This window comes from Myroides sp. C1519 (assembly GCF_038039755.1).
GTDB lineage: Bacteria > Bacteroidota > Bacteroidia > Flavobacteriales > Flavobacteriaceae > Flavobacterium > Flavobacterium phaeum_A.
In genome coordinates, this window is sequence record NZ_JBBPHM010000004.1 from 11,278 (window position 1) to 34,554 (window position 23,277).

Here is a 23,277-nt window from a genome sequence, read left to right on the forward strand (position 1 = left end):
TTTTTTATTAAAATAATTATAGCGCAGATTTGTACTAACAACAACGCTAAAGATTATGAAATTTATTATAATGATTACCTTATTTTTGATTAATGCAATCTTAAATGTATTATGTTTAAATACAGAAAAAAAGCTAAAGGCAGCGCAAGCACCTACGGAAGTAGTGAATACAGATAAATCATTTAACGACAAACCAACAGATGCAAGAAAAGAATAGTGTACTTAAAATTATCGGATTAGTTTTTATCCTTTTTATTATGTTTAAAAAGGTATTAAAACTTCACTTTATAGACGTTCCTTTATTTTTAGCCTATTGTATGGCCTTTCTTGTAATACTCTTTTTAATCAATAATTTTTTGAGTAAGAAGTATTTATTACAAGTTAAAAAATACATTAAAGTAGATAATCGTAATGTATTAATTGTAACGGGGATAACTACAGCAATTAATTTCACAATTATATTTATCCTTGGAATAGTATTAAAGTTGATTGATATAACAATAATTGGAGGGAAGCACACGTCTTACTTTATGTTATATGGCGGATTCAAGTCCATATTTAATTTTACGATCTTCATTAGTATTCTAATCGCTCTTTACTTATATATTAGGTTTACGTCACTTTCGAAAGATCAGATAATAGAAGAACAGAAAGTAATAACCGGAAATGTATCAGCACAATTTGAGAGTTTAAAGAATCAATTAGATCCACATTTTTTGTTTAATAGCCTAAATGTACTAAGTGCGTTGATAGAAGAAGATCAGCAAAAGGCTGTAGAGTTCAACAATTCACTTTCTAAAACGTATCGCTATATCTTAGATCAAAAGAATAAAGAGTTAGTTCCTTTAGAAGAAGAACTTGCTTTTGCAAAGACCTATATAGCATTGTTGCAAATGCGCTTTGAAGATAGTTTGACTTTTGAAATGCCACAACACATTAAACAAGAAGGGGCAAAGGTAGTTCCTTTGTCTTTACAATTGTTGCTTGAAAATGTTATCAAACACAATAAGGCAACTGCTTCAAAGCCTATTCATATCATTATTAAGGAGGATACAGATGGTTATTTGCGCATTGAAAATAACCTAAATAAGAAACAAAAGCTGGATAACAGACAAGGAATAGGCCTTCAAAACATTGCTTCTCGTTATGGGTTGTTGACCAGTAAACCAATCAAGATTGAAGAAACAGAAGATTATTTCGCAGTAAGAATACCAATACTAACCAAAATTATAGAACACATGAGAATTATTGACGTACCAGAGAATGAGCAAGAGATATTAATCGAAGCTAAAAAGAAAGTACAGCGAATCAAGAAGTTTTACGCACACTTGACGTCGTACATTATGGTGAATACCTTTCTAATAATGCTTAATTTGATAACAGCTCCTCAATTTATGTGGAGTATGATTGTTCTTTTTGCGTGGGGTATTGGATTAGTGTCTGATGCTATGAGAACATATAATTATAACCTATTCCTTGGAAAGGATTGGGAAGATAAGAAGATTCGTGAATACGTAGAGAAGCATAAGAATAAACCAAAAGAATGGGATTAGATGAAACAGGTATATAACTTTAATCCAGCTGTTGTACCAGCTTTGGGGCAACTCTCAAGGTTGAGAAACAAACAGTTGTATTCAATCATCTTCCAATCTATCCTCTGTTTAGGGATGTTAAGTTTTGTACTCTATGAGGATTTAGTAGGAATGGAGCAAGTTGTTATCAAGATTGGAAATCAGAATGAAGGAACATTGTATGCCTATGTAATACTTCTTATTTGGCTTTTTTGTATCATTGTGAGGCTTATTCTTAATTATTTGGAAGATATTCCTTTATTGAGCAGTTTGCAAGATAAAATGGAACAGAAACAATTTGAGAAGTTGAAAAGAACGTATGAATATCAATTAAAACTTAATGACAAAATTTAATATAGTCATCGTAGAAGATGAAAAACCCGCAGCACGTTCACTTGAAAGAAAGTTGGAGAAATTAGGTTATTCTACAGCAATGAAACTTACGAGTGTTGAAGAAGCGGTTCAATGGTTTGGTTCTAATCAAGAGCCAGACCTCATCTTTTTAGATATACAATTATCAGATGGATTATCATTTGAAATATTTGAACAAGTAGAGATTAACAGTGCTATTATCTTTACTACAGCGTATGATGAATACGCTTTGAGAGCATTTAAACTAAATAGTATAGACTATCTACTAAAGCCAATTCAGGAGGATGAATTAGCTAATGCTATACAGAAGTTTCAAAGTAATCGAGCAGCTATTTTTGGTTTTAACGAACAGTTAAATCTGTTCAAGCAATTCATGACTAATACAAGTCAGCCAGAGTACAAAGAACGCTTTTCAGTTAAGATTGGTTCACAGTTAAAAATTATCCAGCTAAAGGAAATTATGTGTTTTTATAGTGAAAACAAAGCTACCTATATCAAGACGATTGAGGATAGAAATTACTTAATTGATCTATCTTTAGAAGAGATAGAGAAAATATTAAACCCTAATTTGTTCTTTAGGATTAATAGGAAATTTATAATAGAATTGACATCTATTAAAGAAATAAGTATTTATAGTAATTCACGTTTAAAGATAAGTTTGCTAAAATACGATAATGATGATTTAATCGTAAGTAGGGAGAAAGTTAATGATTTTAAAAAATGGATTGAATAGTAGATTTAATCTAAGAAAGTTTCTATTTTTAATAAAATAAATTACAATTAAACTATAATGAAAAAATTAAGTGTATTACTATTATCTGTTTTAGCTTTTGTTTCTTGTAACAAAGCAGGTAAGATTGAGGTAGAAACAGATAATATTTCTGATGATACAAAAGTAGAGATTCTAACAAGAGAAGCTGGTTCTAACGAACCTAAAGCAATCGCTTCTGGAGTTGTAAAAGATGGGAAAGTAGTTTTAGACAATCCTTTTACAGAGGCAGATGAAGCATTCTTAAAATTTGGTGACGGATTAGAATCAACAGTATTTTTCTTAGGTGAACCAGGAACAATTACAATCAAATACGATCAAAAAAATCCAAGTAAACCTTTAGTAGGAGGAACAGATAACAATAAAAAGTTACAAGCTTTCCAAGATAAAATGGCACCAGTTATTGAAAGAATGATGGCATTTTATAATGAGGATGGTATGGAGATGATGATGTTGCAACAAAGTAACGAGGGACAAAATGACCAACGTATTAAAGAGTTGCAAGATAAATCACAAGCAATTATGACTGAGTTAGATGGTAAGTTAACTGAGTTCAAAGAAGAGAATAAAAACTCTGTACTTGGATTATTAGCTTTCTACCAACAAATGGGTAACCAAGAAATGGATGCTAATGAATTACAAAAAGAGTTTGATACTTTCTCTGTAGATTTAAAAGGATCTAAAATTGGTAAGAAAATTCAGGCTAACTTAGATTTGTTACAAGACCAACCTGAGGCTTTAAGCATAGGAGAGAAGTTACCAGATTTTAAAGGATTAACTCCAGAAGGTAAAGAGTTGACTTTGAATACTTTTATTGAAGGTAAAAAACTTATTTTAGTTGATATTTGGGCTTCTTGGTGTGGACCATGTCGTCAAGAAAATCCAAACCTTGTTAAAGCATACGAAAAGTATAATAGCAAAGGATTTGAGATTATTGGATATTCTTTAGATAAAGATGACGCAGGATGGAAAGGTGCAATTGCAAAAGATAAATTAGCTTGGGCTCAAGTTTCTAACTTATTATACTGGGATGATCCAATCGTTGGAGCTTATGGAATTGAAGGAATTCCAGCAAGTTTCTTAATTGACGGAAATGGAAATATCTTAGAACAAAATTTAAGAGGAGCTGAATTAGAAAAAGCTATCGAAAAATATTTAAAATAAGATTTATAATCTAAAGCATAAAAAAGCCCGTAAGTTTTATACTTACGGGCTTTTATTTTTATGACAACTATTAGAAGTTTGGTCTTAAGTTGTATTTTTTATAGAATGTGTCAAGTACATCGACAACTTCATCTGCAGAATCAACTAATTTGATCAAGTTCATATCTTCAGGACAAATGCTACTGTGTTTTTCTAACAAAGTAGATTTAATCCATTCAATTAAACCTCCCCAGAACTCAGTACCTACAAGTACAATAGGGAACTTAGCAATTTTCTTAGTTTGAATTAATGTAATCGCTTCAAACAACTCATCTAATGTTCCAAATCCACCTGGCATAACTACGAATCCTTGAGAATACTTAACAAACATTACTTTTCTAACGAAGAAGTAATCGAATTGTAAGTTTTTGTCTTGATCGATATATGGGTTGAAATGTTGCTCAAAAGGCAATTCAATGTTTAAACCAACTGAAACACCTTTTCCAAGATGAGCTCCTTTGTTACCAGCTTCCATAATACCAGGTCCTCCACCTGTAATTACACCATATCCAGCCTGGCTAATTTTGAAAGCAATTTCCTCTGCTAATTTGTAATAAGGATCTTCTTTTTTAGTACGTGCAGATCCGAAGATAGAAACAGAAGGACCGATACGTCCCATTTTTTCATATCCGTTTACGAATTCTGACATAATTTTAAAAATCCCCCAAGAGTCATTAGTCTTGATCTCATTCCATGATCTTTGTTTGAATTTTTCTTGGATTTTAGCTTCGTCACTTTTTACTACATCTTTCATAATCAATTAATTTTTTAACTCGTGTTTTAAAAACTGAGCAGTGTAACTTTTCTTATTTTTAACTATTTCTTCAGGTGTACCAACAGCTATTATCTGTCCACCTTTGCTACCTCCTTCATATCCCACATCAATTACATAATCTGCCAATTTGATTACGTCAAGGTTGTGTTCAATAATCAATATAGTATTACCTTTTTCCACAAGACGTTCTATGACCTCCATTAAAACACGGATATCTTCAAAGTGTAAACCAGTTGTTGGTTCGTCTAAAATGTAAAAAGTATTACCAGTATCTTTCTTAGATAATTCGGTAGCTAATTTGATTCGCTGAGCTTCTCCTCCAGATAGAGTAGTGCTTTGTTGCCCTAAGGTTATGTACCCAAGTCCCACCTCATCAATAGTTTTCAATTTACGATATATTTTTGGAATATTCTCAAAAAATTCCACACCTTCTGTAACGGTCATATTTAAAACATCAGAAATAGACTTTCCTTTATATCTAATCTCTAAAGTTTCTCTATTAAAGCGCTTTCCTTGACAAGTTTCGCACTCTACATATACATCTGGTAAGAATCCCATTTCAATGGTTCTTACCCCAGATCCTTCACAGGTATCACATCTTCCGCCTTTTACATTAAAGCTAAATCTACCAGGTTTATAGCCTCTGATAGACGCTTCTGGTATTTGAGCAAATAGATTACGAATATCAGAAAATACCTCTGTATAAGTTGCAGGGTTAGACCTTGGCGTTCTACCAATCGGACTTTGGTCAATACAAATAACCTTATCAATGTGCTCTAATCCTTCAATTTTCTTATAAGGTTGTGGTTTTGCCACAGCATGATAAAAATGAGTATTTAAAATAGGGTATAAGGTACCATTCACTAAAGTAGATTTACCCGAACCAGAAACTCCCGTTACACAAGTCATTGTTCCCAATGGAATTTCAATACTTACATTCTTTAGGTTATTACCTGTTGCCCCTTTTAATTTTAAGAAATTTCCATTGCCCTTTCTACGTTCAGACGGAATCTCAATCTTCATTTTACCATTTAAGTAATTGGCTGTAAGTGTATCTTCTTTCAACAACTCTTTAGGCGTACCAGCACTAATTATTTTACCACCATTTTTTCCTGCTTTCGGACCAATATCAATTACGTAATCAGCGCGTTCAATCATATCTTTATCGTGCTCAACAACCAATACAGAGTTACCAATATCTCTTAGTGATTCAAGCGATTTTATCAAACGCTCATTATCGCGTTGATGCAACCCAATACTTGGCTCATCTAAGATATATAACACTCCTACAAGTTGAGAACCAATCTGTGTTGCCAAGCGTATACGCTGAGCTTCACCACCTGATAAAGTACGTGAACTACGGTTTAATGACAAATACGTTAAACCAACATCTTGTAAAAAGGAAAGACGTGTAGTAATTTCCTTTAATACTTCTGTACCAATACTCTTTTGTTTTTCAGATAGTTTTGGTGTTAATTCATTAAACCAGTTGATCAAAGACTCAACGTCCATTTGAATTAAATCACCAATATTTTGTTCGCCAATTTTAAAGTAAAGCGCTTCTTTTTTCAAACGAGAACCATTACAAGAAGGACAAACGATTTCATCCATGTATTCTTTAGCCCAACGTTTAATAGTCGCACTTTCACTTTCGTCAAATTGGTTTTTGATAAAGTTGGTAATCCCTTCAAAGTCGATTTTATAGTTCTTAGTAATCCCAGCAACCTTAGAAACGACAGAGAAACTCTCTTGTCCACCATTTAAAATAATGTCCATAGCCTCTTCTGAGATATCTTTAATTGGCGTAGTCATTGTAAAATCATACTTCTGACCAATTGTTTCCAACTGTTTATATATCCACGATTTCTTCTCTGTACCCACAGGCGCTAAACCACCATTGGCAATAGATAATTTGTTGTCTGGAATAATCTTAGACAGATTAATCTCATTAACAACACCTAATCCATTACACGACTCACACGCCCCTTTAGGAGAGTTGAAAGAGAAGTTGTTCGGCTCAGGTTTAGAGTAAGAAATACCCGTAGAAGGACACATCAAATGTCTACTAAAAAAGCGCACTTCCTTAGCATCGTGTTCTAAGACCATAATAGTATCATCACCATAATGCATAGCTACTTTGATACTCTCTGTCAAACGCTGTTTTGTTGCCTCAGAATCATCTACAGCTACACGGTCAATAACAATTTCGATATCGTGAGTTTTATAACGGTCAACTTTCATTCCCGATTCTAAATCTCTGATTTCTCCATCTACGCGTACTTTTAGGAAACCTTGCTTAGCTACTTGTTCAAATAGTTCGCGATAATGTCCCTTTCTGGAACGTACGACAGGAGCTAAGATATTTACCCTTTTACCATCAAAATCAGTTGTAATTAGATCAAGTATCTGTTCGTCAGAATAGCTCACCATCTTTTCGCCTGTATTATAGCTATATGCTTCACCCGCACGAGCAAATAAAAGACGTAAGAAATCGTATATCTCTGTTATTGTCCCCACAGTAGAACGAGGACTTTTATTTGTAGTTTTTTGTTCAATCGCAATTACAGGCGATAGTCCATCAATTTTATCAACGTCAGGTCTTTCAAGACCACCTAAAAATTGTCGCGCATACGCAGAAAAAGTTTCTATGTAACGACGCTGCCCTTCAGCATATATAGTATCAAATGCCAATGAAGATTTTCCTGAACCTGATAATCCTGTAATAACAACAAGTTTTTCTCTCGGAATAGAGACATCAATATTTTTTAAATTGTGTGCTCTTGCTCCTAATACTTCAATTGTTTCTTCTGTTTTAGCCATATTTTTTTGCAAAGTAACAAAGATACACATTTATACCTTTTTAAAGAAGTTTTACGACTATACACTTGCTAAGATTAATAGCATTTTAAGAAAGGAGAATGACTTATAAGTAAAACGACAAACTACTACTTTAGAGAAATGCATTCTGTTAGTCGTGCTTACAGAAATAACACGGTTGAGGATATCGATTAGGGGTATGGTGTAAAACAGCAAACGACAATTTTGAGAAATCTATTACTGTAATCATAAGAGAAGAAATACTATCAGCTAACAGAAGGTTGGTTAGAAGATAAAAAGCCACAAGAAATTGGTTGAAAAGACAGATGAAGAACTGATGTGTAGCTATTTGCCTATTCTGTCTGTAGGAAGGTGGGAGTAGAGATAACAGAAAATAAAATAGGGTGACCTTTTGGGACACCCTACTTAGATTATAGTATGAAGAACTAATTACTTAGCAACTTCAGCTTTTTTGAATTTTAAAACTACTTTATCAGCAGCGATGAAGTTTAACTCACCATCTTTAATTTCGTATGAAGTAGCAGATTGTAAAGCTTTGTTGAAAGCAACATCAGAAACGCCTTCACAGAACATTCTTGTTGCTGCAAGTTTATCACCAATAGCGATACCGTTGTTTTCTTTAGCTTCATAAGTACCAGTAATATTATTACATCCATCAGTTCCGTGAACAGAGTCAGTTCCTTCAAATGTTAACGCTGGTTTTTTGTTAGGGAATAATTCATCTAACGTTTTTCCTTCAGTATCAGCTGTTGTAATTGCAGCTAATTCCCAAGCTTGGTTGATGCTTTCTACTTCTGCAGTAGCTTCTTTCGTTACATCAGTTGTAGCTTCTTGTTCTGTTGTTACTTCTTCTTTTGCTTCTTTTTTGTCGTTACATCCTACAAAAGCAATAGAGAAAGCAAAAGCAAGCATTAATACGGTCTTTTTCATAATTATTTTGTTTACTTAATTCTAAACAAAAATATAGAAAATAAATTGATATTATCTAATTAATGTCGTGTTTTTTTATTGATTCCCTTGTTAGATTTGCTATAAATTTAATCTATTAGAGATTATTATGAATTAATAATTTAATAGAAAGACGCAGTTTTAGCCAATACACTATATCGAATAAGGTTTGCCTACTTAAATTAAAAGGTATTTATTGTACTTTTAGGCTATGAATAACAAAGAGATTATGAAAGCAGCTATATTATATAAATCGGGAACAACGCCCCAATATAACGAAATTGAAACGCCAACTGAAATAGGGGAGCACCAAAGATTGATTACAGTTAAAGCAGCTGCAGTTAAGAATCTGGATAAAGCAAGGGTTAATGGTAAACATTACGCCAGCTATAATACTTTTCCAACTGTTGTAGGTATAGACGGAGTAGGTGTTTTAGATGATGGTACACGTGTTTATGCACAAGGTGTAACGGGAATGATTGCTGAAAAAGCAATTATCACAGATAACTTTACACCAGTTCCATACGATTTAGACGATATAACAGCTGCTGCATTACCTAATGCTGTTTTAGGATCAGCGATGCCTTTATTGATTAGAGGAAAACTTCAGGAAGGGCAGAATGTACTCTTTAATGGGGCTACAGGTGTAACCGGACAAGTGGCAGTGCAGATTGCAAAGTTTTACGGTGCTAACCAAATTATTGTAACTGGTCGTAATGAGCGAATTTTAGAACAATTAAAGTCGTATGGTGCTACACACGTTGTAAGCTTAAAAGGTACAGATGAAGAAATCAAAGACAAATTAGCGGCCATTCACAAGGAAACACCAATAGATATGGTAATTGATTATCTATGGGGAAAACCTATTACTTTAATCCTTGATGTTTTAAAAAGAGGAGCAATACATCATAAATCACATACAACCAAAATAATTACCGCTGGAGATATGGCTGGTAAAGAAATCTCTTTATCATCAGCTATCTTGAGAAGTTCAGCAATAGAAATCTTAGGTTCAGGTTTTGGAAGTTTGTCAGAATCAGAATTAATTGTATTCAACAAAGTAATCTTACCTGAGTTATTTTTGTTAGCTGCCAATAAGAAATTGCATATCAATACAGAGGTCTATCCATTGGAAAAAATAGAAGAAGCGTGGAATCTTCAAATTCCAAGTGGTTCACGTTTAGTCATCAAGATAGCATAAACATACTTATAAGCCTAAAGATTGTTCAGCCTTAAATATAATTGTTTAAAGAATAGGAAGTTTTGTAGAAAACTTCCTATTTTTGTTTGCTTAAACGCAACAACACAAAATGAAAAATTTTCTTGAACGCTACTTTGAATTAAGTAGCAATGGTACTTCTATAAAGAAAGAATTTATAGCAGGTATTATTACGTTCCTTACTATGTCGTATATTTTAGTAGTAAATCCGAACGTTTTGGCAGACGCTGGAATGGACAGACACGCTTTATTTACTACTACCGCTTTGGCAACTATAGCAGCAACGCTTTTAATGGGATTCTATGCTAAATTGCCAATCGCCCAAGCACCAGGAATGGGGTTAAACAGTTTCTTTGCTTACTCTGTGGTTTTAACAATGGGATATACGTGGCAGTTTGCACTTACAGCTGTTTTTATAGAGGGAATAATCTTTTTACTTCTTACCTTTTTTAATGTTCGCGAGCTAATTGTACGCAGTATTCCGAAAGTATTGAAAGAAGCAATCCCTGCGGGTATTGGTCTTTTCATTACCTTAATCGGATTAAAAAGTGCAGGAGTTGTCGTTGCTGACCCTAACACCTTAGTGCGCTTAGGAGATTTTAGTCAACATTCTGTATGGATTACAATGACGGGATTAATTGTTACGGGAATCTTACTTATACGCAACGTGAATGGAGCAATCTTATTTGGTATTTTAAGTGCAACTATCTTTGGATTAATCTTAGGTGATATTACTTTACCATCGCGTATTGTTGATTTACCACCATCAATAGAACCTATTTTTGGAGAGGCTATCAAACCAATGTTTACAGCAGAAGGGTGGAATAAAATCTTCTCATTAGATATGTTAGTAGTTGTATTTACGTTCTTATTTGTTAACTTATTTGATACCGTTGGAACACTAATCGGGGTTATTTCAAAAACAAACTTAGCTGATAAAGATGGTAATTTTCCACAAATGAAGAAAGCCTTATTTACTGACGCAATGGGAACTACAATAGGTTCTATGTTAGGTACAAGTCCAGTTACATCTTATGTTGAAAGTGCGTCTGGAGTAGCATCAGGAGGTAGAACAGGTCTTACAGCAGTTAGTGTAGCTATTATGTTTGCTTTAGCGTTATTTTTAGGACCAATCTTCTTAATGATTCCAGCTGCGGCAACAGCACCAGCCTTAATTATTGTAGGATTATTTATGATTAGTTCTGTTGTCAATATTAAATTTGACGATTTATCAGAGGCGTTACCAGCATTTTTAACTATCGTATTTATGCCGTTCACATATAGTATTGCGGAAGGAATTGTATTTGGTATGTTGAGTTTTACTATTTTGAAATTAGGGACAAAACAACACAAAGATATTACACCAACTGTTTACGTTCTATCTATATTATTCTTACTTAAGATAGTTTTAGACGTAGTTACAGCATCGTAATTTTACGAGTATATAATAGACAAACGGAGGCTAATGCCTCCGTTTTTTTTTACTTCTATTTTATTATTTTTATAAGCTTATATGTACCACCGCTATCCATAATACTTTTGTCAAGTGTAAACTTAACTCTCAACTTATACTTAGTTCCTTCTTTATAATCAAATCCCTCTATGCCTGGAGTATAATGCTTCTTATTCGTCTTTTCTTCTATTAAAACAAGATGAGGGATTTCTTGTGTACCACTAAAAGGTCCTGGACTCATCATAACTACATAAGGCTGAACTTCTACGTTCATTTCTTTAGTTGTAATAGTATTGTCATCGTCGTTTGTAGAACAACTTGTTAGCATTGCTACTAATATACTTGTTGTGATTAAATAGTTTTTCATTCATTAATTTTTTGATAATCAAATATAAACAAAAAGGAAGTCACAAAATATCATAAACCTTTCTTGAAATAAGCCATTTCTTATTATCTTGGGGATATTATTTATAAACCAAAACAAAATATGGACAATAAGGTTAGAATTACAATAGTAGGACTTGGTGGTGTAGGTGGATTTTATGGTGGACTATTAGCTCATAAATACGAGCAAAGTAATGATGTTGAGATTTGTTTTGTAGCAAGAGGAGAGCATTTAAAGCAAATCAAAGCAAAAGGAATTACCGTTATTTCGGGGGATGATACAATTGTAGGTAAACCACACTTAGCTACAGATAACTTCACTGAAATAGGGCATACGGATTATTTAATCATGGCTACAAAGGGCTATGACTTAGAGGATACATTAGAAAAAATGAAAGTGTGTGTTTCTAAGAATACCGTTATTTTACCTTTATTGAATGGGGTAGAAGCATATGAGAAACTGCACAACTATTTTGATGAAGCAACAGTATGGGAAGGGTGTACTTATATCGTTTCTCGTTTAAAAGAAGCGGGAGTTATTGAAAACCCAAGTGGTCGTCAAAAAGTGTTATTTGGTATCGATAATAACATTACTGATGCTATGACACAGTTGCAAACAATTATGAAAGAAGCGGGTATTAAAGCAATTACCTCTGATAAGATTAGCACAGAAATATGGGAAAAGTATATTTTAGTCTCTGCTTCGGCAACAGCTACTTCTTATTATAATTGCCCAATTGGGGTTATAATGAAAGACCACAGAGAAGAGGTAGTAGCATTGTTAACGGAAGCTGAACAAATTGCTATTGGTAAAGGTGTTCATTTAGAAGATAATATTGTCAGTGTTATTGAAGACCGTTTATGTGCTATTCCATACGAATCAACAACGTCTATGCACAGTGATTTCTTAGCAGGCAAAGAGCACAATGAATTAAACATAATGAGCGGATATATGGTAGAACAAGGTAAAGAACTGCGTTTAGAAACGCCTGTGTACACTAAAATGTTTGAGTCGCTACAAATGCGAAAAGGAAAGAACTATTTAAAATAAAAATACAAAAGCCTCTGTTTAATCGACAGAGGCTTTTGTGTTTTTAAAAGAATATTACTTCTTACTCTCTTTTGTTTTTACAGCTTCTTTTGTTTTATCAGTTGCTGTATCATTTTCTTTGTGCATTCCTTCCATTAGTTTCATAAACGACTCTTGTTGATTGCGCATATCTTCTTGCATTGACTTCATTAGCTCCATCATATCATTTGCAAAGAAACTCTCGCTTTCTTGTTCCTGTAGCATACTTCCAAATGGGTTTTGCATAAAAGCAGCTTGTGAGCCAAACGAACTTGTTGGATTGATTCCTCCAATTTCTAAATACTTTTCGCCATTATCTTTGTGGTGAATAACAACAGAAAAAGGATTTATTCCCATTGAATTGTATTCCGATTTAGACTGAGAAGATCCCCTTTCATCTTTAAATTGTGTTTTAATAGCAATCATTTCCCCTTTATTATTACGCTTTACACCTGAGAAAACGAGGTTTGCTATCTTTTCATCATTAACTTCTTTTTTTATCTGCTCTAATTCACTATCTTTAGTATTCTTATTAATCTGATACTCGATAGTAGTATTCTTAACTTTAAAATCCTTTTGCTCTTGGGCGTTCACTACAGTAAGACCTAAGAGAGTAAAAGCAAATAAAAATGAAAACTTTAAGTGTTTACTTAAATTGCGGTAAGTGTTAATGCATCTTTCCATAATACCTTGTTTTTATTAGTGATTATAATTTATAAGTTTATCAGCTAATTTAATTAATATAGTTTTAAAATAATTATAAAAGCTGACTATTGAGTGTTAAAATAAAAATTGAGTATGAAAGAAAATTTGATAAAAGATAGTGTAATAATACAAACAGAATCTACAAAGATATTGTCTGATTATGCCTATCCAGCAAGTGATGAGAAGTTGCCTTTAGTAATATTTTGTCACGGTTACAAAGGGTTTAAAGATTGGGGAGCTTGGCATATTGCGATGGATTATATTGCTAATTCAGGTTGCTTTGTTGTAAAGTTCAACTTTACATTAAACGGTACAACAATCGATAAGCCTACTGAATTTGACGATTTAGAGGCCTTTGGACACAATACCTATACACAAGAACAAAATGACCTTACAGAGGTTATAAATCACTATAAAAAGTTATCTCAGGTAGATGCTGCGAATATCTATTTGATTGGACACAGTAGAGGGGGAGGAGCTGTTGTTTTACAAGGCTATCACAATGCCGATGTTAAAGGTGTAATTACTTGGGCTGGTGTATCTGACTTCAGAAAGCGTTTTCCACACGGAGCTCGTTTTGAAGAATGGAAAGAACAAGGTGTTTTTTACAGTGAAAATGGGCGTACAAAACAGCAAATGCCTCACTATTTTACCTTTTGGGAGGATTATGAGGAAAATGAAAAGGTCTTAAACGTACAAACAGCAGCACAGCATTTAAAGAAGCCTACGCTAATTGTACAAGGTACAAATGATCCGGCTGTAAATTTGAAAGAAGCACAATTGTTGCATCAATGGATCTCAAGCTCACTCTTAGATGTAATTGATGGTGCAGATCACGTATTTGGTGCTAAACACCCGTATACAGAAAAGAAATTACCAAAGCACTTACAACAAGTAGCAGAAGATACAGCGAAGTTTATTCAAGATACGAAGAACAATTAGTCTTCCTTATAAAAACAAAAAGGGGTTATTTTACACTGTAAAATAACCCCTTTTTTATAGGTTTTACTATTTTTTAGATTTCGCTTTTACCGCAGTAGTAACATTTTCTTGCCTCTAAAAGTAATTGGAATTGTACTCCAAATAAAATAGATGCGATTACTAAGTGTGCTGCTTGTGAACCAAATGGGAAGTGTACGTAGTACATTAAAACTCCTGTAAACACCTCTAAGATTAATAAAATCATTACCCATTTCATTTTTTCAAATCCTAATCCTAATTTTCTATTGATATAGAATAAATACATATTTAAGAATAGAACGATGAAAGAGAAACTTCTGTGGATGTAGAACTCAATCGTTGGATTGTTTAGCCATAAGTATTCGTTTCCAATTCCAGCTTTCACTTGCTCATCAATAAACTCTCTTACTTGTGTTCCAAGAACTACTTGTCCTAAAGTCATAATTAACGAGATAACTAATAGTACTCTAAACTTACCATCGTATTGTTTAATCACTGTTTGGTCTTTAGCTGCTCTAATAATAGCAATAATTAAAGCTACAATTACTAAAGCCATCACCATATGCGTTGTAATCTTGAATGGATTAAGCACTGAATAAACAACAGTTGCACCTAACCAAGCTTGGAATCCCATTAAGAACACCACTAACCAAGAAGCTAAAGTAATGCCCTTACGTGTTTTCCAAAAAGAGAAAGAAGCAATAGCCATAACTAAACAAGCTAAGCCAGCTAAAGCACCACATAATCTATTAACATATTCTGTCCACGTGTGCTTTGCATTAAATTCCGCATAATCGTGGCGTGTATATTTCTCCCAATGACTTTCATCGTAGCTATCTGTCGTTGTAAACGTTTCTTTCGCTTTCCACAAACTGCTCTCGTGAATAATCATTTGCCCTTTTTCAAAATCGTGGTTAGGGTGCCATTGAATTACTTCAATATCCGTTGGTGGAATGTAGTAACCAAAACACTTTGGCCAATCTGGACATCCCATACCAGAACCAGTCATTCTCACAGCAGCTCCTGCAAAAATTACCAAGTAAACTAATATTAGGGAAGTCTTAGCTAAGGGTAAAAAATAGCTTTTCATATTATTTTGTAAATTATTTATTGACAACGTTTAATCCCATTTTAGTAGCTTTCTTAAGCATATACTCATAAGCAGCATCGTACTCATTCGGTATAACACCTTCTAAAATAGCTTCCTTAATAGACTCTTTCAAAGAACCAATCTCTCTACACGGTTTTAAACCAAAGATCTCCATAATTTCTTCTCCCGTAATAGGCGGTTGGAAGTTACGAACGTGGTCGCGCTCTTCAACTTCTACAATCTTATCTCTTACAATTTTGAAGTTATTGTGGTATTTTTTGAACTTGTTAGGGTTCTTAGTCGTAATATCCGCTTCACACAATGTCATTAAGTCTTCCACATTTTCTCCAGCGTCAAAAACTAAACGACGTACAGCAGAATCCGTTACTTCTTTTTGAGCTAAAACAATAGGTCTTGAACTCATAGCCACCATTTTCTGTACAAACTTCATCTTTTGGTTTAATGGCATGTGCAAACGAGTAAATATCGTTTTTACCATTTTCCCTCCTAAGAATTCGTGTCCGTGGAAAGTCCATCCATTTCTTTTAGAAAAGCGTTTTGTAGGTGCTTTTCCAATATCGTGTAAAAGAGCAGACCATCTCAACCACAAGTCGTCTGTGTTAGGACAGATATTATCAACTACCTCAAGAGAGTGGTAGAAGTTATTTTTATGTGTATGACCTTCAATTTCTTCTACTTGATTCAATGCTGTTAATTCAGGTAAGATCAAATCTAAAAGTCCTGTTTTATAAAGCAATAAAAATCCTTTAGAAGGTTTATCAGCCATTAATATTTTATTCAACTCATCTACAATACGTTCACCAGAAATAATTTCTAAGCGTTTGTGATTTGCTGTAATCGATTCAAATGATTTTTCTTCAATGATAAAGTCTAACTGTGTAGCAAAGCGAATAGCACGCATCATTCTCAAAGGATCGTCAGAATAAGTAATATCTGGATCAAGAGGAGTACGTATAATTTTATTCGCTAAATCTTCAACCCCATTAAAAGGATCTACAAGTGTACCAAAGTTGTCCTTGTTTAAAGAAAGAGCCAAGGCGTTAATCGTAAAATCACGTCTATTTTGGTCGTCTTCTAAAGTCCCATCTTCTACAACCGGTTTACGGCTATCAAAGTGATATGACTCTTTTCGCGCACCTACAAATTCTACATCAATATCTTCATAGCGAAGCATTGCAGTACCGTAATTTTTAAATACTTGAACTTTTGGTTTGTTTGGTAAAAGCTGTGAAACTTTCAGCGCTAATTCAATTCCACTGCCAACAGCAACAATGTCAATATCTTTTTTAGAATCACGTTTTAATAAAAAGTCTCTTACAAAGCCACCAATAACGTAGCAATCGACATTTAATTCTTGGGCTGCTGTTGAAACATAATCAAATATCGAATGTGTTAAGGCTTCTTTATATATAGGGGTCTCGTTCATGGTAAAATGAAAACTATTATTATTTTCTAATAATAGTAACTTGGTTGTTTTCTTTTAGTTTAATAATTGTTGAAGGCTTTACATACTTCATCTCGTCACGACGCAAATTTACGACATAATCAACTCCGTCAATTATCTCTTTTGAAATTTCCTTGAAATTACTTGGTGATGGTGCCCCACTTATATTAGCTGAAGTAGAAACTAAAGGTCGTTTCATACGCTCGATTAATCTAAAACAGAAAGGTTCATTTACAATGCGAATACCCAAAGAATTGTCGCCTGAAATAACTTCTTTCGCTACATTCTTAGGATTGTCAAGAATCAATGTTGTCGGTTTTTCACTACAATCAAGGATTTCCCAAGCTACCTCTGGAACATTGTTAAATACGTTGTGAAATAAACGATCTCCGTTTACTAATACAATCATACTTTTTGATTCTGCACGCTTTTTAAGCGCATATATTTTTTTAACGGCCTCAGGATTACTGGCATCACATCCAATTCCCCAAACAGTATCTGTAGGGTAAAGAATTATACCTCCGTTTTTAATTACTTCGTAAGCTTTATGTACTTCTTGTTGGATATCTTCCATTGTGTTTTGTATTGTTAAAAAGGCATTCGTAAATGCGAGGCTAAAAGTACAAAAAATATAAAATAGTATAAGGCCATAATCTGTATTAAAGTCGATAAACAAAGGAAAAAGGTAAGAATTATGTTATATTTAAGAATTGGTGATTAATTTTACTTTAAATTTAAGACCGAGTTATTAGGCAAGAACTAATTTTGTAAGGATATGAGCAACAAGATAAAGAAAGAATTCAATAAAGAAGAAATATTAAAAATGTATGCCGAAGTGTCGAAAAACACTTTAATGGAAACATTAGAAATAGAATATATAGATGCGGGACCTGATTTTTTAGTGGCTAAAATGCCCGTAAATCCTCGTGTACATCAACCAATGGGATTATTGCACGGTGGTGCTTCTGTTGCCTTAGCGGAAAGCTTAGGAAGTGGGGCGTCATTGATGTTGATTGATCCTAAAACACAAGAAATTAGAGGAATAGAAATCTCAGCTAATCACGTGAAAAGCAAGCGCGCAGGACACGTTTTTGGTACAGCAAGACTTTTGCACAGAGGTAGAACGGTACACTTATGGGAAATCCGTATTACAGACGAGAATGACGTCTTAGTTTCTATTTGTAAAATCACTAATATAGTTATAGATAAAACGAAATAATGTATTTATTCAAATGTTTAGCGAAACAGTTTGCTGACAAAAAACCTTTTGCTGTTTATCGCAAACCTAATTCTTCTGTTGGAATTGGGTTATTTCAGAAAACGTACACTTTACACCAAGTTGAAACTTTTGAGGAAAATGGTTTTGTATTAGCTCCTTTTTACGAGGGAGTTAAACTACTTATTCCTTTGGCAGAATCAGCAATTTTGACAGAGCAACTTGAAAACCAATCTATTGATTTACCAGAAATAACATTAAACTATCAAGATAGAGAGGCTGGGGAAGCTTTTGAGAGCTTGGTAACGAGATGTATTACAGCTATTGAAGAAGGACAATTTGCAAAGGTAGTCCCTTCCCGTAAAGAGGCAGTTCCGTTTGAACTTGTCGATGTTTGTGCTTTATTTCAAAAGATAGCTTCTACTTATCCAACAGCATTTTGCTCAATGGTTTACCACCCTGAAGTTGGTTTATGGGTAGGTGCAACACCAGAAAGCTTATTGTCGATAAAGGGAGATACGTTGCACACAATGGCCTTAGCTGGTACACAAGTAAACCACGGGCAAGAAGAAGTCGTTTGGGGAGTAAAAGAACAAGAAGAACAGAAGTATGTAACTGATTTTATTGTGGAAACACTTAATCCATTTGCTACAAATGTGGTTACATCAGAACCATTTACAAAGCGCGCTGCGAAAGTGATGCATATTTGCACAACTGTAGAAGCAAGCTTAAAGCAAACCGATTTAGAGCCTATTGTTAAGGCTTTACATCCAACACCAGCAGTATGTGGTATGCCAAAGACGGAAGCAAGAGAATACTTGCTTAAAGAGGAGGGATACAATAGAAAATATTACGCTGGGTATTTAGGGGAACTAAATTGTGATGTCGCTGCTCAAGAAATAGAAGGAACAGATTTATATGTAAACCTGCGTTGTATGGAGATTGAGCAAGGATTTGCCAATTTGTATATTGGATGTGGTGTTACTAAAGATAGCGATCCTCAAAGTGAGTTTATAGAAACGGTGAACAAATCTTCTACAATGAAGAAAATACTTCATTAACCAATTTTACTCTTAGGTTAATGAACTTATAAGCAAGTAGAGTAGTAGTACTTTATTGCACGAATGGTCAGTCAGAAGTTAGCCTAAGCTTAGCTTTTGATTAGCCTGTATCAAACAATAATAAACAACATAGAATGAAAGTAGATATATTAGCCTTTGGTGCTCATCCAGACGATGTAGAATTGGGAGCAGGGGCAACAATTGCAAAAGAAATAGACTTAGGAAAAACAGTAGCTATTGTCGATTTGACAAGAGGAGAACTTGGAACAAGAGGCTCTGCTGAGATTCGCCACCAAGAAGCGACAGCAGCCGCTGCAATCTTAGGCGTACAATACAGAGAGAATCTTGCATTTAGAGATGGATTCTTTGTAAACGATGAACAACATCAATTAGAGGTTATTAAAATGATCCGTAAATACCGTCCCGAGATTGTTTTGTGTAATGCAATTGACGATCGCCATATAGACCACGGAAAAGGTAGTAAACTTGTTTCTGATGCTTGCTTTTTATCAGGATTGCGCAAGATTGAAACAACGGTAGATGGAGTAGAACAAGAAGCTTGGAGACCTAAGGTTGTTTACCACTATATTCAGTGGAAAAACATAGAACCAGACTTTGTTGTTGACGTAACTGGCTATATGGACAAAAAGGTAGAATCAGTATTAGCATACGGGACACAGTTTTTTGATAAAAATTCGAAAGAACCGACGACGCCAATCACTTCACAAAACTTCTTAGATAGCATTACTTATCGTGCGCAGGACCTGGGAAGGCTAATAAATAAAGATTTTGCAGAAGGATTTACAGTTGAAAGATATTTAGCAGTCAATACGTTAGCAGATTTAGTGTAAATTTTTTACGAAAAAGCTTGACAAGTATAGAAAAAGCGCTAAATTTGCAACCGTTAAACAGATACACGGTGACTATAGCTCAGTTGGTTAGAGCGTCGGATTGTGGTTCCGAAGGCCGTGGGTTCGAGACCCATTAGTCACCCAACCAAAGGATATCTTGTAAAAGATATCCTTTTTTTTGTGCCTTTTCATTTTAGTATCTCTTTTTTATATTCCTAAATTTAATAATTACTTTCTCTTACATCTCAGCAAACACAAGGCTTACAGCTATTTTATTTACACCTTGTTCGAGACAAGTTCGACACAACGCCCACATTCGCTCGGAAACAGGGGGTGTTTTCCGAACATCTCTCGAATTTGTGTGGTGTCAGTCTCGAATATGGTACGACTAAAATTAAAACCATAGTTGAGTAATACTAAACGGATATTTATGTTTTATTAGGATATCAAAGAACTTAGCAAGCTTGTATTGGGTTGATAAGCAAAACAAATGTCTGTTATATCTAATGCAAAAGTAGAAATTGCCCAAACAAAGAAATTGGCAAAGCGGTTATTTTGACATCATTTGCTATCAAATGACATCATATGCACTATAAACTCCGTCCCACTTTTTACACAATTGTCTTCAATCCCTTATGTTCAAAGGGATTGAAAGGGTTTTAAATGACATTTAGTCGCAAATAAGCCGTAAATAAGTCGTAATTACCTCACCTAAAGGCCTTTTTCGCGAACGAATTACGACTTAATTACGAGGTAATTACGACTTAATGCCGTATGGGATAGTAACGAATACTGGTTAAGTCCAGTGTTTATAAGGGATTGAGATGGTTTTCTATAAAAGTGTAAATAAATATTCTTATTACTTCATTTGAAAGGTTCTTAAAGAAGCCCTATTAAATAGTGCGTATAGTATTTAAAAAATGAAGAAAATACTTTGAGCAAATAGGATGTATTCTTTGAAGTATAGTAAACTATAAAAAAACAAAGCTCTTTTTGGAAAGAAAAAAGGCATTGCTAAAAAACAATGCCTTAATTTTATTTTAAGATTAAAATCAATAAAACAGTCAATGCAATACACTTTAACGAGAGAAATGTAAACGATTGTAGTTCTACTTTTCTATTTATTAAAGTTGCTATCACTAAAGTTGGCAATAAAAACACACCAATGACCATAGGGATAAATAAGTTGTCGTAAATCCATTCAAACGGAGTAGAAGTGTAGGCTTCGATAACATACAAACTTCTCATTATCCATAAAATAAGATTAATAGAACAAAGGATAAACAAACTGATGTCTATTGTTTTAATCCATTTCATTTTTAATTTCATGGCTTAATTAGTTTAGGACGCTCAGGAGCATTTAATATTTTCCACGCTGTAGCAAAAGCAAGTTTAGTTCGCTGTGTTAGCAGATGCATATCAATTTTATCAAAGGTATCTCCAGGAAGGTGATAATCTTCGTGTGTACCGTTAAAATAAAACATAGCAGGTACTTTGTGCTTAGCAAAGCTATAATGGTCAGAACGGTAATAGATTTGCTCTGGATGGTCTTCTGCATTGTACGCATAATCTAAGTCGAGATTAACTGATTCTTTGTTAGCTTGTTCAGACATTTCATTTAACTCTAAACTCAACTTATCTGCACCAACTACATATACATAATCACTATCTCCTTTGTATTCTTTCCCTTTTCTACCAATCATATCAATATTAATATTGGCAATTGTGTTTTTTAAAGGAATAATCGGATTTTCTACATAATAACGCGAACCATACAATCCAAATTCTTCACCCGTAACGTGTAAAAATAGCACAGAGCGCTTAGGTTTAATGCCTTCATTAGCAAGAGATTTGAATAAACGCGCTAATTCCATTACGGCAACCGTACCAGAACCATTATCATCAGCCCCGTTATATATTTGTCCCATTAAGATTCCCAAATGATCATAATGTGCTGTAATCACAAGTACTTCATCTGGCTTTTCACTACCTTCAATAAAAGCCCAAATATTCTCACTATCCTTTAACTTCATTTGTGCCTTTGACATAAACGAAGCAGGAACTACTTGTGTATAGCTATCCGCTTGATTAGGAAAGGAAATATTGCGTTGTTTATAGTAATTAACGATATAATCAGTAGCCTTTTTTTGTCCCTTTTCACCTGTACGACGACCTTCAAAATCATCAGCAGTGATCACTTTTAAATGCTTCGCCAACGTGTCTTGGTTAACCATTTCCCAATAAGAAGTTTGGGGTTGAGTTACATTAACAGTAGGGTGAGATGTTTTACAGCTTGTAAACGAAAGAGTTAGTCCTAAAACACTTAATAGGAATGTGCTTTTTCTCATGGTTTGATTGTCTAATTGTTTTGGTAAAGATAGTCATATTGATAAATTGGATGTTAGATTTTTGATTTATTACATTAGTGTTATCTTTGTTCAAACTAAAAAATCAATGAGTAAAGTTGTTTTTATTACCGGAGGTTCGTCTGGAATTGGAAAATCTGTTGGAGAGTTTCTTACTTTGAAAGGATACAAAGTATATGGAACCAGTAGAAACCCTGAAAGGGTAGTGGAAAGTAAGTTTCCTCTTGTGAAATTAGATGTACGTAATACAGAGAGCATTGTTACTTCTGTCAATGAAGTATTGGCGATAGAAGGACACATAGATGTTTTAATCAATAACGCAGGAGTGGGAATTACTGGACCAATAGAGGAGATTCCGGCTGAAGAGATATTCAATAATTTTCAGACAAATGTGTTTGGACCAATTGAAGTGATCAAAGCTGTACTTCCTTCTATGCGTAAAAGAAAACAAGGGTTAATTATCAATGTAACGTCTATTGCAGGTTATATGGGATTGCCTTTTAGAGGTATCTATTCTTCTTCAAAAAGTGCGTTAGAAATAATAACAGAGTCATTGAGAATGGAGTTAAAACCATTCAATATTGAAGTTACTAATGTGGCACCTGGTGATTTTGCTACTAATATAGCGTCTGGTCGCTACCACGCACCAGTAATAGAAAACTCGGATTATAAGGAGATTTACAAAATGTCATTAGATATGATGGATGAACACGTAGATGCAGGAAATAATCCAATTGAAATGGCGCAAGCTATTTATAAAGTGATCAATACGCCTAAACCAGATGTGCGTTATAAAGTAGGTGAACCATTACAAAAGTTCTCTCTATTCCTTAAAAAAATACTGCCAGGGAAAACTTATGAAAAATTGCTAATGAAGCATTATAAGATCAAAGGGTAAAAAATGTCAATTAAAATGGGGTATTAGCAATATTTTAATTGTACTTTTGACATACAACATAACA

General features: G+C 34.0%; 23 protein-coding genes and 1 tRNA gene. 14 read left to right on the top strand and 10 right to left on the bottom strand.

Annotation, left to right across the window (positions count from 1 at the left end; all coding sequences use genetic code 11):
- Positions 1-55 precede the first annotated feature (55 nt).
- From AABL81_RS03655 to AABL81_RS03675, 5 genes are read left to right on the top strand one after another with little or no spacing between them, the layout of a single operon-like run.
- Positions 56-217, top strand: a complete 162-nt coding sequence (locus AABL81_RS03655; protein WP_341340365.1) for a hypothetical protein — start codon at positions 56-58, stop codon at positions 215-217.
- Positions 201-1,553, top strand: a complete 1,353-nt coding sequence (locus AABL81_RS03660) for a 2TM domain-containing protein (RefSeq protein WP_158210847.1) — start codon at positions 201-203, stop codon at positions 1,551-1,553. Before AABL81_RS03655 ends, AABL81_RS03660 begins: the two co-directional genes overlap by 17 nt.
- The gene (locus AABL81_RS03665; protein ID WP_341340366.1) at positions 1,554-1,925 is read left to right on the top strand and encodes a hypothetical protein; all 372 of its coding nucleotides are present in this window, start codon (positions 1,554-1,556) and stop codon (positions 1,923-1,925) included.
- Positions 1,912-2,676 carry a LytR/AlgR family response regulator transcription factor gene (locus tag AABL81_RS03670; protein WP_158210849.1) on the top strand — a complete coding sequence of 255 codons (765 nt, stop codon included), beginning with the start codon at positions 1,912-1,914 and terminating at the stop codon, positions 2,674-2,676. The genes AABL81_RS03665 and AABL81_RS03670 overlap by 14 nt, the downstream gene beginning before the upstream one ends.
- Positions 2,677-2,733: 57 nt before the next feature.
- Positions 2,734-3,876: a TlpA disulfide reductase family protein gene (locus tag AABL81_RS03675; protein ID WP_341340367.1), complete on the top strand. Its 1,143-nt coding sequence runs from the start codon at positions 2,734-2,736 to the stop codon at positions 3,874-3,876.
- A 70-nt stretch (positions 3,877-3,946) separates the two neighbouring features.
- On the opposite strand, the gene AABL81_RS03680 is transcribed toward AABL81_RS03675, so the two are convergent.
- From AABL81_RS03680 to AABL81_RS03690, 3 genes are all read right to left on the bottom strand, one after another.
- Positions 3,947-4,669: an LOG family protein gene (locus AABL81_RS03680; protein WP_158210851.1), complete on the bottom strand. Its 723-nt coding sequence runs from the start codon at positions 4,667-4,669 to the stop codon at positions 3,947-3,949.
- 6 nt (positions 4,670-4,675) lie between these two features.
- Positions 4,676-7,510, bottom strand: a complete 2,835-nt coding sequence (gene uvrA / locus AABL81_RS03685) for an excinuclease ABC subunit UvrA (protein ID WP_158210852.1) — start codon at positions 7,508-7,510, stop codon at positions 4,676-4,678.
- 447 nt (positions 7,511-7,957) lie between these two features.
- Positions 7,958-8,458 carry an META domain-containing protein gene (locus AABL81_RS03690; RefSeq protein WP_341340368.1) on the bottom strand — a complete coding sequence of 167 codons (501 nt, stop codon included), beginning with the start codon at positions 8,456-8,458 and terminating at the stop codon, positions 7,958-7,960.
- 247 nt (positions 8,459-8,705) lie between these two features.
- Here AABL81_RS03690 and AABL81_RS03695 point away from each other — a divergent pair, with 247 nt between their 5' ends.
- Both AABL81_RS03695 and AABL81_RS03700 read left to right on the top strand, forming a co-directional pair.
- Positions 8,706-9,677 (top strand): quinone oxidoreductase family protein, encoded by a 972-nt coding sequence (locus tag AABL81_RS03695; protein WP_341340369.1) that lies wholly within the window; start codon positions 8,706-8,708, stop codon positions 9,675-9,677.
- Between the two features lie 109 nt (positions 9,678-9,786).
- A complete protein-coding gene (locus AABL81_RS03700; RefSeq protein WP_090410398.1) occupies positions 9,787-11,127 on the top strand; it encodes an NCS2 family permease in 1,341 nt (446 codons plus the stop codon).
- 55 nt (positions 11,128-11,182) lie between these two features.
- On the opposite strand, the gene AABL81_RS03705 is transcribed toward AABL81_RS03700, so the two are convergent.
- Positions 11,183-11,515, bottom strand: coding sequence for a DUF4377 domain-containing protein (locus AABL81_RS03705; RefSeq protein WP_341340370.1), 333 nt, complete (start codon positions 11,513-11,515; stop codon positions 11,183-11,185).
- Between the two features lie 120 nt (positions 11,516-11,635).
- Here AABL81_RS03705 and AABL81_RS03710 point away from each other — a divergent pair, with 120 nt between their 5' ends.
- Positions 11,636-12,583 (top strand): ketopantoate reductase family protein, encoded by a 948-nt coding sequence (locus AABL81_RS03710; protein ID WP_341340371.1) that lies wholly within the window; start codon positions 11,636-11,638, stop codon positions 12,581-12,583.
- A gap of 54 nt (positions 12,584-12,637) precedes the next feature.
- Here the strand turns inward: AABL81_RS03710 and AABL81_RS03715 are convergent, their stop codons facing one another.
- Positions 12,638-13,285: a hypothetical protein gene (locus tag AABL81_RS03715; protein ID WP_341340372.1), complete on the bottom strand. Its 648-nt coding sequence runs from the start codon at positions 13,283-13,285 to the stop codon at positions 12,638-12,640.
- A gap of 114 nt (positions 13,286-13,399) precedes the next feature.
- Here AABL81_RS03715 and AABL81_RS03720 point away from each other — a divergent pair, with 114 nt between their 5' ends.
- A complete protein-coding gene (locus AABL81_RS03720; RefSeq protein ID WP_341340373.1) occupies positions 13,400-14,248 on the top strand; it encodes an alpha/beta hydrolase family protein in 849 nt (282 codons plus the stop codon).
- A gap of 73 nt (positions 14,249-14,321) precedes the next feature.
- Here the strand turns inward: AABL81_RS03720 and AABL81_RS03725 are convergent, their stop codons facing one another.
- Genes AABL81_RS03725 through AABL81_RS03735 form a run of 3 tightly spaced genes read right to left on the bottom strand, consistent with a single transcriptional unit; the run spans position 14,322 to position 17,395 of the window.
- Positions 14,322-15,356 carry a COX15/CtaA family protein gene (locus AABL81_RS03725; RefSeq protein WP_158210859.1) on the bottom strand — a complete coding sequence of 345 codons (1,035 nt, stop codon included), beginning with the start codon at positions 15,354-15,356 and terminating at the stop codon, positions 14,322-14,324.
- Between the two features lie 13 nt (positions 15,357-15,369).
- Positions 15,370-16,803: a CCA tRNA nucleotidyltransferase gene (locus tag AABL81_RS03730; RefSeq protein WP_158210860.1), complete on the bottom strand. Its 1,434-nt coding sequence runs from the start codon at positions 16,801-16,803 to the stop codon at positions 15,370-15,372.
- Between the two features lie 19 nt (positions 16,804-16,822).
- Complete coding sequence (locus AABL81_RS03735) at positions 16,823-17,395, bottom strand: L-threonylcarbamoyladenylate synthase (protein ID WP_341340374.1); 573 nt, start codon at positions 17,393-17,395, stop codon at positions 16,823-16,825.
- Positions 17,396-17,596: 201 nt separating this feature from the next.
- On the opposite strand from AABL81_RS03735, the gene AABL81_RS03740 reads away from it, so the two are divergent.
- The 4 genes from AABL81_RS03740 to AABL81_RS03755 all read left to right on the top strand — a co-directional run bounded on the left by AABL81_RS03740 (position 17,597) and on the right by AABL81_RS03755 (position 20,091).
- Positions 17,597-18,040 (top strand): PaaI family thioesterase, encoded by a 444-nt coding sequence (locus AABL81_RS03740; RefSeq protein WP_158210862.1) that lies wholly within the window; start codon positions 17,597-17,599, stop codon positions 18,038-18,040.
- Positions 18,040-19,098: a chorismate-binding protein gene (locus AABL81_RS03745; RefSeq protein ID WP_341340375.1), complete on the top strand. Its 1,059-nt coding sequence runs from the start codon at positions 18,040-18,042 to the stop codon at positions 19,096-19,098. The genes AABL81_RS03740 and AABL81_RS03745 overlap by 1 nt, the downstream gene beginning before the upstream one ends.
- A 134-nt stretch (positions 19,099-19,232) precedes the next feature.
- The gene (bshB1, locus tag AABL81_RS03750; RefSeq protein WP_158210864.1) at positions 19,233-19,949 is read left to right on the top strand and encodes a bacillithiol biosynthesis deacetylase BshB1; all 717 of its coding nucleotides are present in this window, start codon (positions 19,233-19,235) and stop codon (positions 19,947-19,949) included.
- A gap of 68 nt (positions 19,950-20,017) precedes the next feature.
- A tRNA-His gene (locus AABL81_RS03755) sits at positions 20,018-20,091 on the top strand.
- An 893-nt stretch (positions 20,092-20,984) separates the two neighbouring features.
- Here AABL81_RS03755 and AABL81_RS03760 read toward each other — a convergent pair.
- Both AABL81_RS03760 and AABL81_RS03765 read right to left on the bottom strand, forming a co-directional pair.
- Entirely contained in the window at positions 20,985-21,278 is a 294-nt protein-coding gene (locus tag AABL81_RS03760; RefSeq protein ID WP_341340376.1) for a hypothetical protein, read from the bottom strand.
- Positions 21,275-22,297, bottom strand: coding sequence for a M28 family metallopeptidase (locus AABL81_RS03765; protein WP_341340377.1), 1,023 nt, complete (start codon positions 22,295-22,297; stop codon positions 21,275-21,277). Before AABL81_RS03765 ends, AABL81_RS03760 begins: the two co-directional genes overlap by 4 nt.
- 106 nt (positions 22,298-22,403) lie before the next feature.
- Between AABL81_RS03765 and AABL81_RS03770 the strand changes: the two genes are divergently transcribed.
- The gene (locus tag AABL81_RS03770; protein ID WP_158210867.1) at positions 22,404-23,213 is read left to right on the top strand and encodes an SDR family oxidoreductase; all 810 of its coding nucleotides are present in this window, start codon (positions 22,404-22,406) and stop codon (positions 23,211-23,213) included.
- Positions 23,214-23,277 lie beyond the last annotated feature (64 nt).

Excerpts from the sequence above, each read along its gene's own strand:
- AABL81_RS03655 (WP_341340365.1), top strand. The coding sequence starts at position 56 with ATGAAATTTATTATAATGATTACCTTATTTTTGATTAATGCAATCTTA.
- AABL81_RS03660 (WP_158210847.1), top strand. The coding sequence starts at position 201 with ATGCAAGAAAAGAATAGTGTACTTAAAATTATCGGATTAGTTTTTATC.
- AABL81_RS03665 (WP_341340366.1), top strand. The coding sequence starts at position 1,554 with ATGAAACAGGTATATAACTTTAATCCAGCTGTTGTACCAGCTTTGGGG.
- AABL81_RS03670 (WP_158210849.1), top strand. The coding sequence starts at position 1,912 with ATGACAAAATTTAATATAGTCATCGTAGAAGATGAAAAACCCGCAGCA.
- AABL81_RS03675 (WP_341340367.1), top strand. The coding sequence starts at position 2,734 with ATGAAAAAATTAAGTGTATTACTATTATCTGTTTTAGCTTTTGTTTCT.
- AABL81_RS03680 (WP_158210851.1), bottom strand. The coding sequence starts at position 4,669 with ATGAAAGATGTAGTAAAAAGTGACGAAGCTAAAATCCAAGAAAAATTC.
- uvrA (WP_158210852.1), bottom strand. The coding sequence starts at position 7,510 with ATGGCTAAAACAGAAGAAACAATTGAAGTATTAGGAGCAAGAGCACAC.
- AABL81_RS03690 (WP_341340368.1), bottom strand. The coding sequence starts at position 8,458 with ATGAAAAAGACCGTATTAATGCTTGCTTTTGCTTTCTCTATTGCTTTT.
- AABL81_RS03695 (WP_341340369.1), top strand. The coding sequence starts at position 8,706 with ATGAAAGCAGCTATATTATATAAATCGGGAACAACGCCCCAATATAAC.
- AABL81_RS03700 (WP_090410398.1), top strand. The coding sequence starts at position 9,787 with ATGAAAAATTTTCTTGAACGCTACTTTGAATTAAGTAGCAATGGTACT.
- AABL81_RS03705 (WP_341340370.1), bottom strand. The coding sequence starts at position 11,515 with ATGAAAAACTATTTAATCACAACAAGTATATTAGTAGCAATGCTAACA.
- AABL81_RS03710 (WP_341340371.1), top strand. The coding sequence starts at position 11,636 with ATGGACAATAAGGTTAGAATTACAATAGTAGGACTTGGTGGTGTAGGT.
- AABL81_RS03715 (WP_341340372.1), bottom strand. The coding sequence starts at position 13,285 with ATGGAAAGATGCATTAACACTTACCGCAATTTAAGTAAACACTTAAAG.
- AABL81_RS03720 (WP_341340373.1), top strand. The coding sequence starts at position 13,400 with ATGAAAGAAAATTTGATAAAAGATAGTGTAATAATACAAACAGAATCT.
- AABL81_RS03725 (WP_158210859.1), bottom strand. The coding sequence starts at position 15,356 with ATGAAAAGCTATTTTTTACCCTTAGCTAAGACTTCCCTAATATTAGTT.
- AABL81_RS03730 (WP_158210860.1), bottom strand. The coding sequence starts at position 16,803 with ATGAACGAGACCCCTATATATAAAGAAGCCTTAACACATTCGATATTT.
- AABL81_RS03735 (WP_341340374.1), bottom strand. The coding sequence starts at position 17,395 with ATGGAAGATATCCAACAAGAAGTACATAAAGCTTACGAAGTAATTAAA.
- AABL81_RS03740 (WP_158210862.1), top strand. The coding sequence starts at position 17,597 with ATGAGCAACAAGATAAAGAAAGAATTCAATAAAGAAGAAATATTAAAA.
- AABL81_RS03745 (WP_341340375.1), top strand. The coding sequence starts at position 18,040 with ATGTATTTATTCAAATGTTTAGCGAAACAGTTTGCTGACAAAAAACCT.
- bshB1 (WP_158210864.1), top strand. The coding sequence starts at position 19,233 with ATGAAAGTAGATATATTAGCCTTTGGTGCTCATCCAGACGATGTAGAA.
- AABL81_RS03760 (WP_341340376.1), bottom strand. The coding sequence starts at position 21,278 with ATGAAATTAAAAATGAAATGGATTAAAACAATAGACATCAGTTTGTTT.
- AABL81_RS03765 (WP_341340377.1), bottom strand. The coding sequence starts at position 22,297 with ATGAGAAAAAGCACATTCCTATTAAGTGTTTTAGGACTAACTCTTTCG.
- AABL81_RS03770 (WP_158210867.1), top strand. The coding sequence starts at position 22,404 with ATGAGTAAAGTTGTTTTTATTACCGGAGGTTCGTCTGGAATTGGAAAA.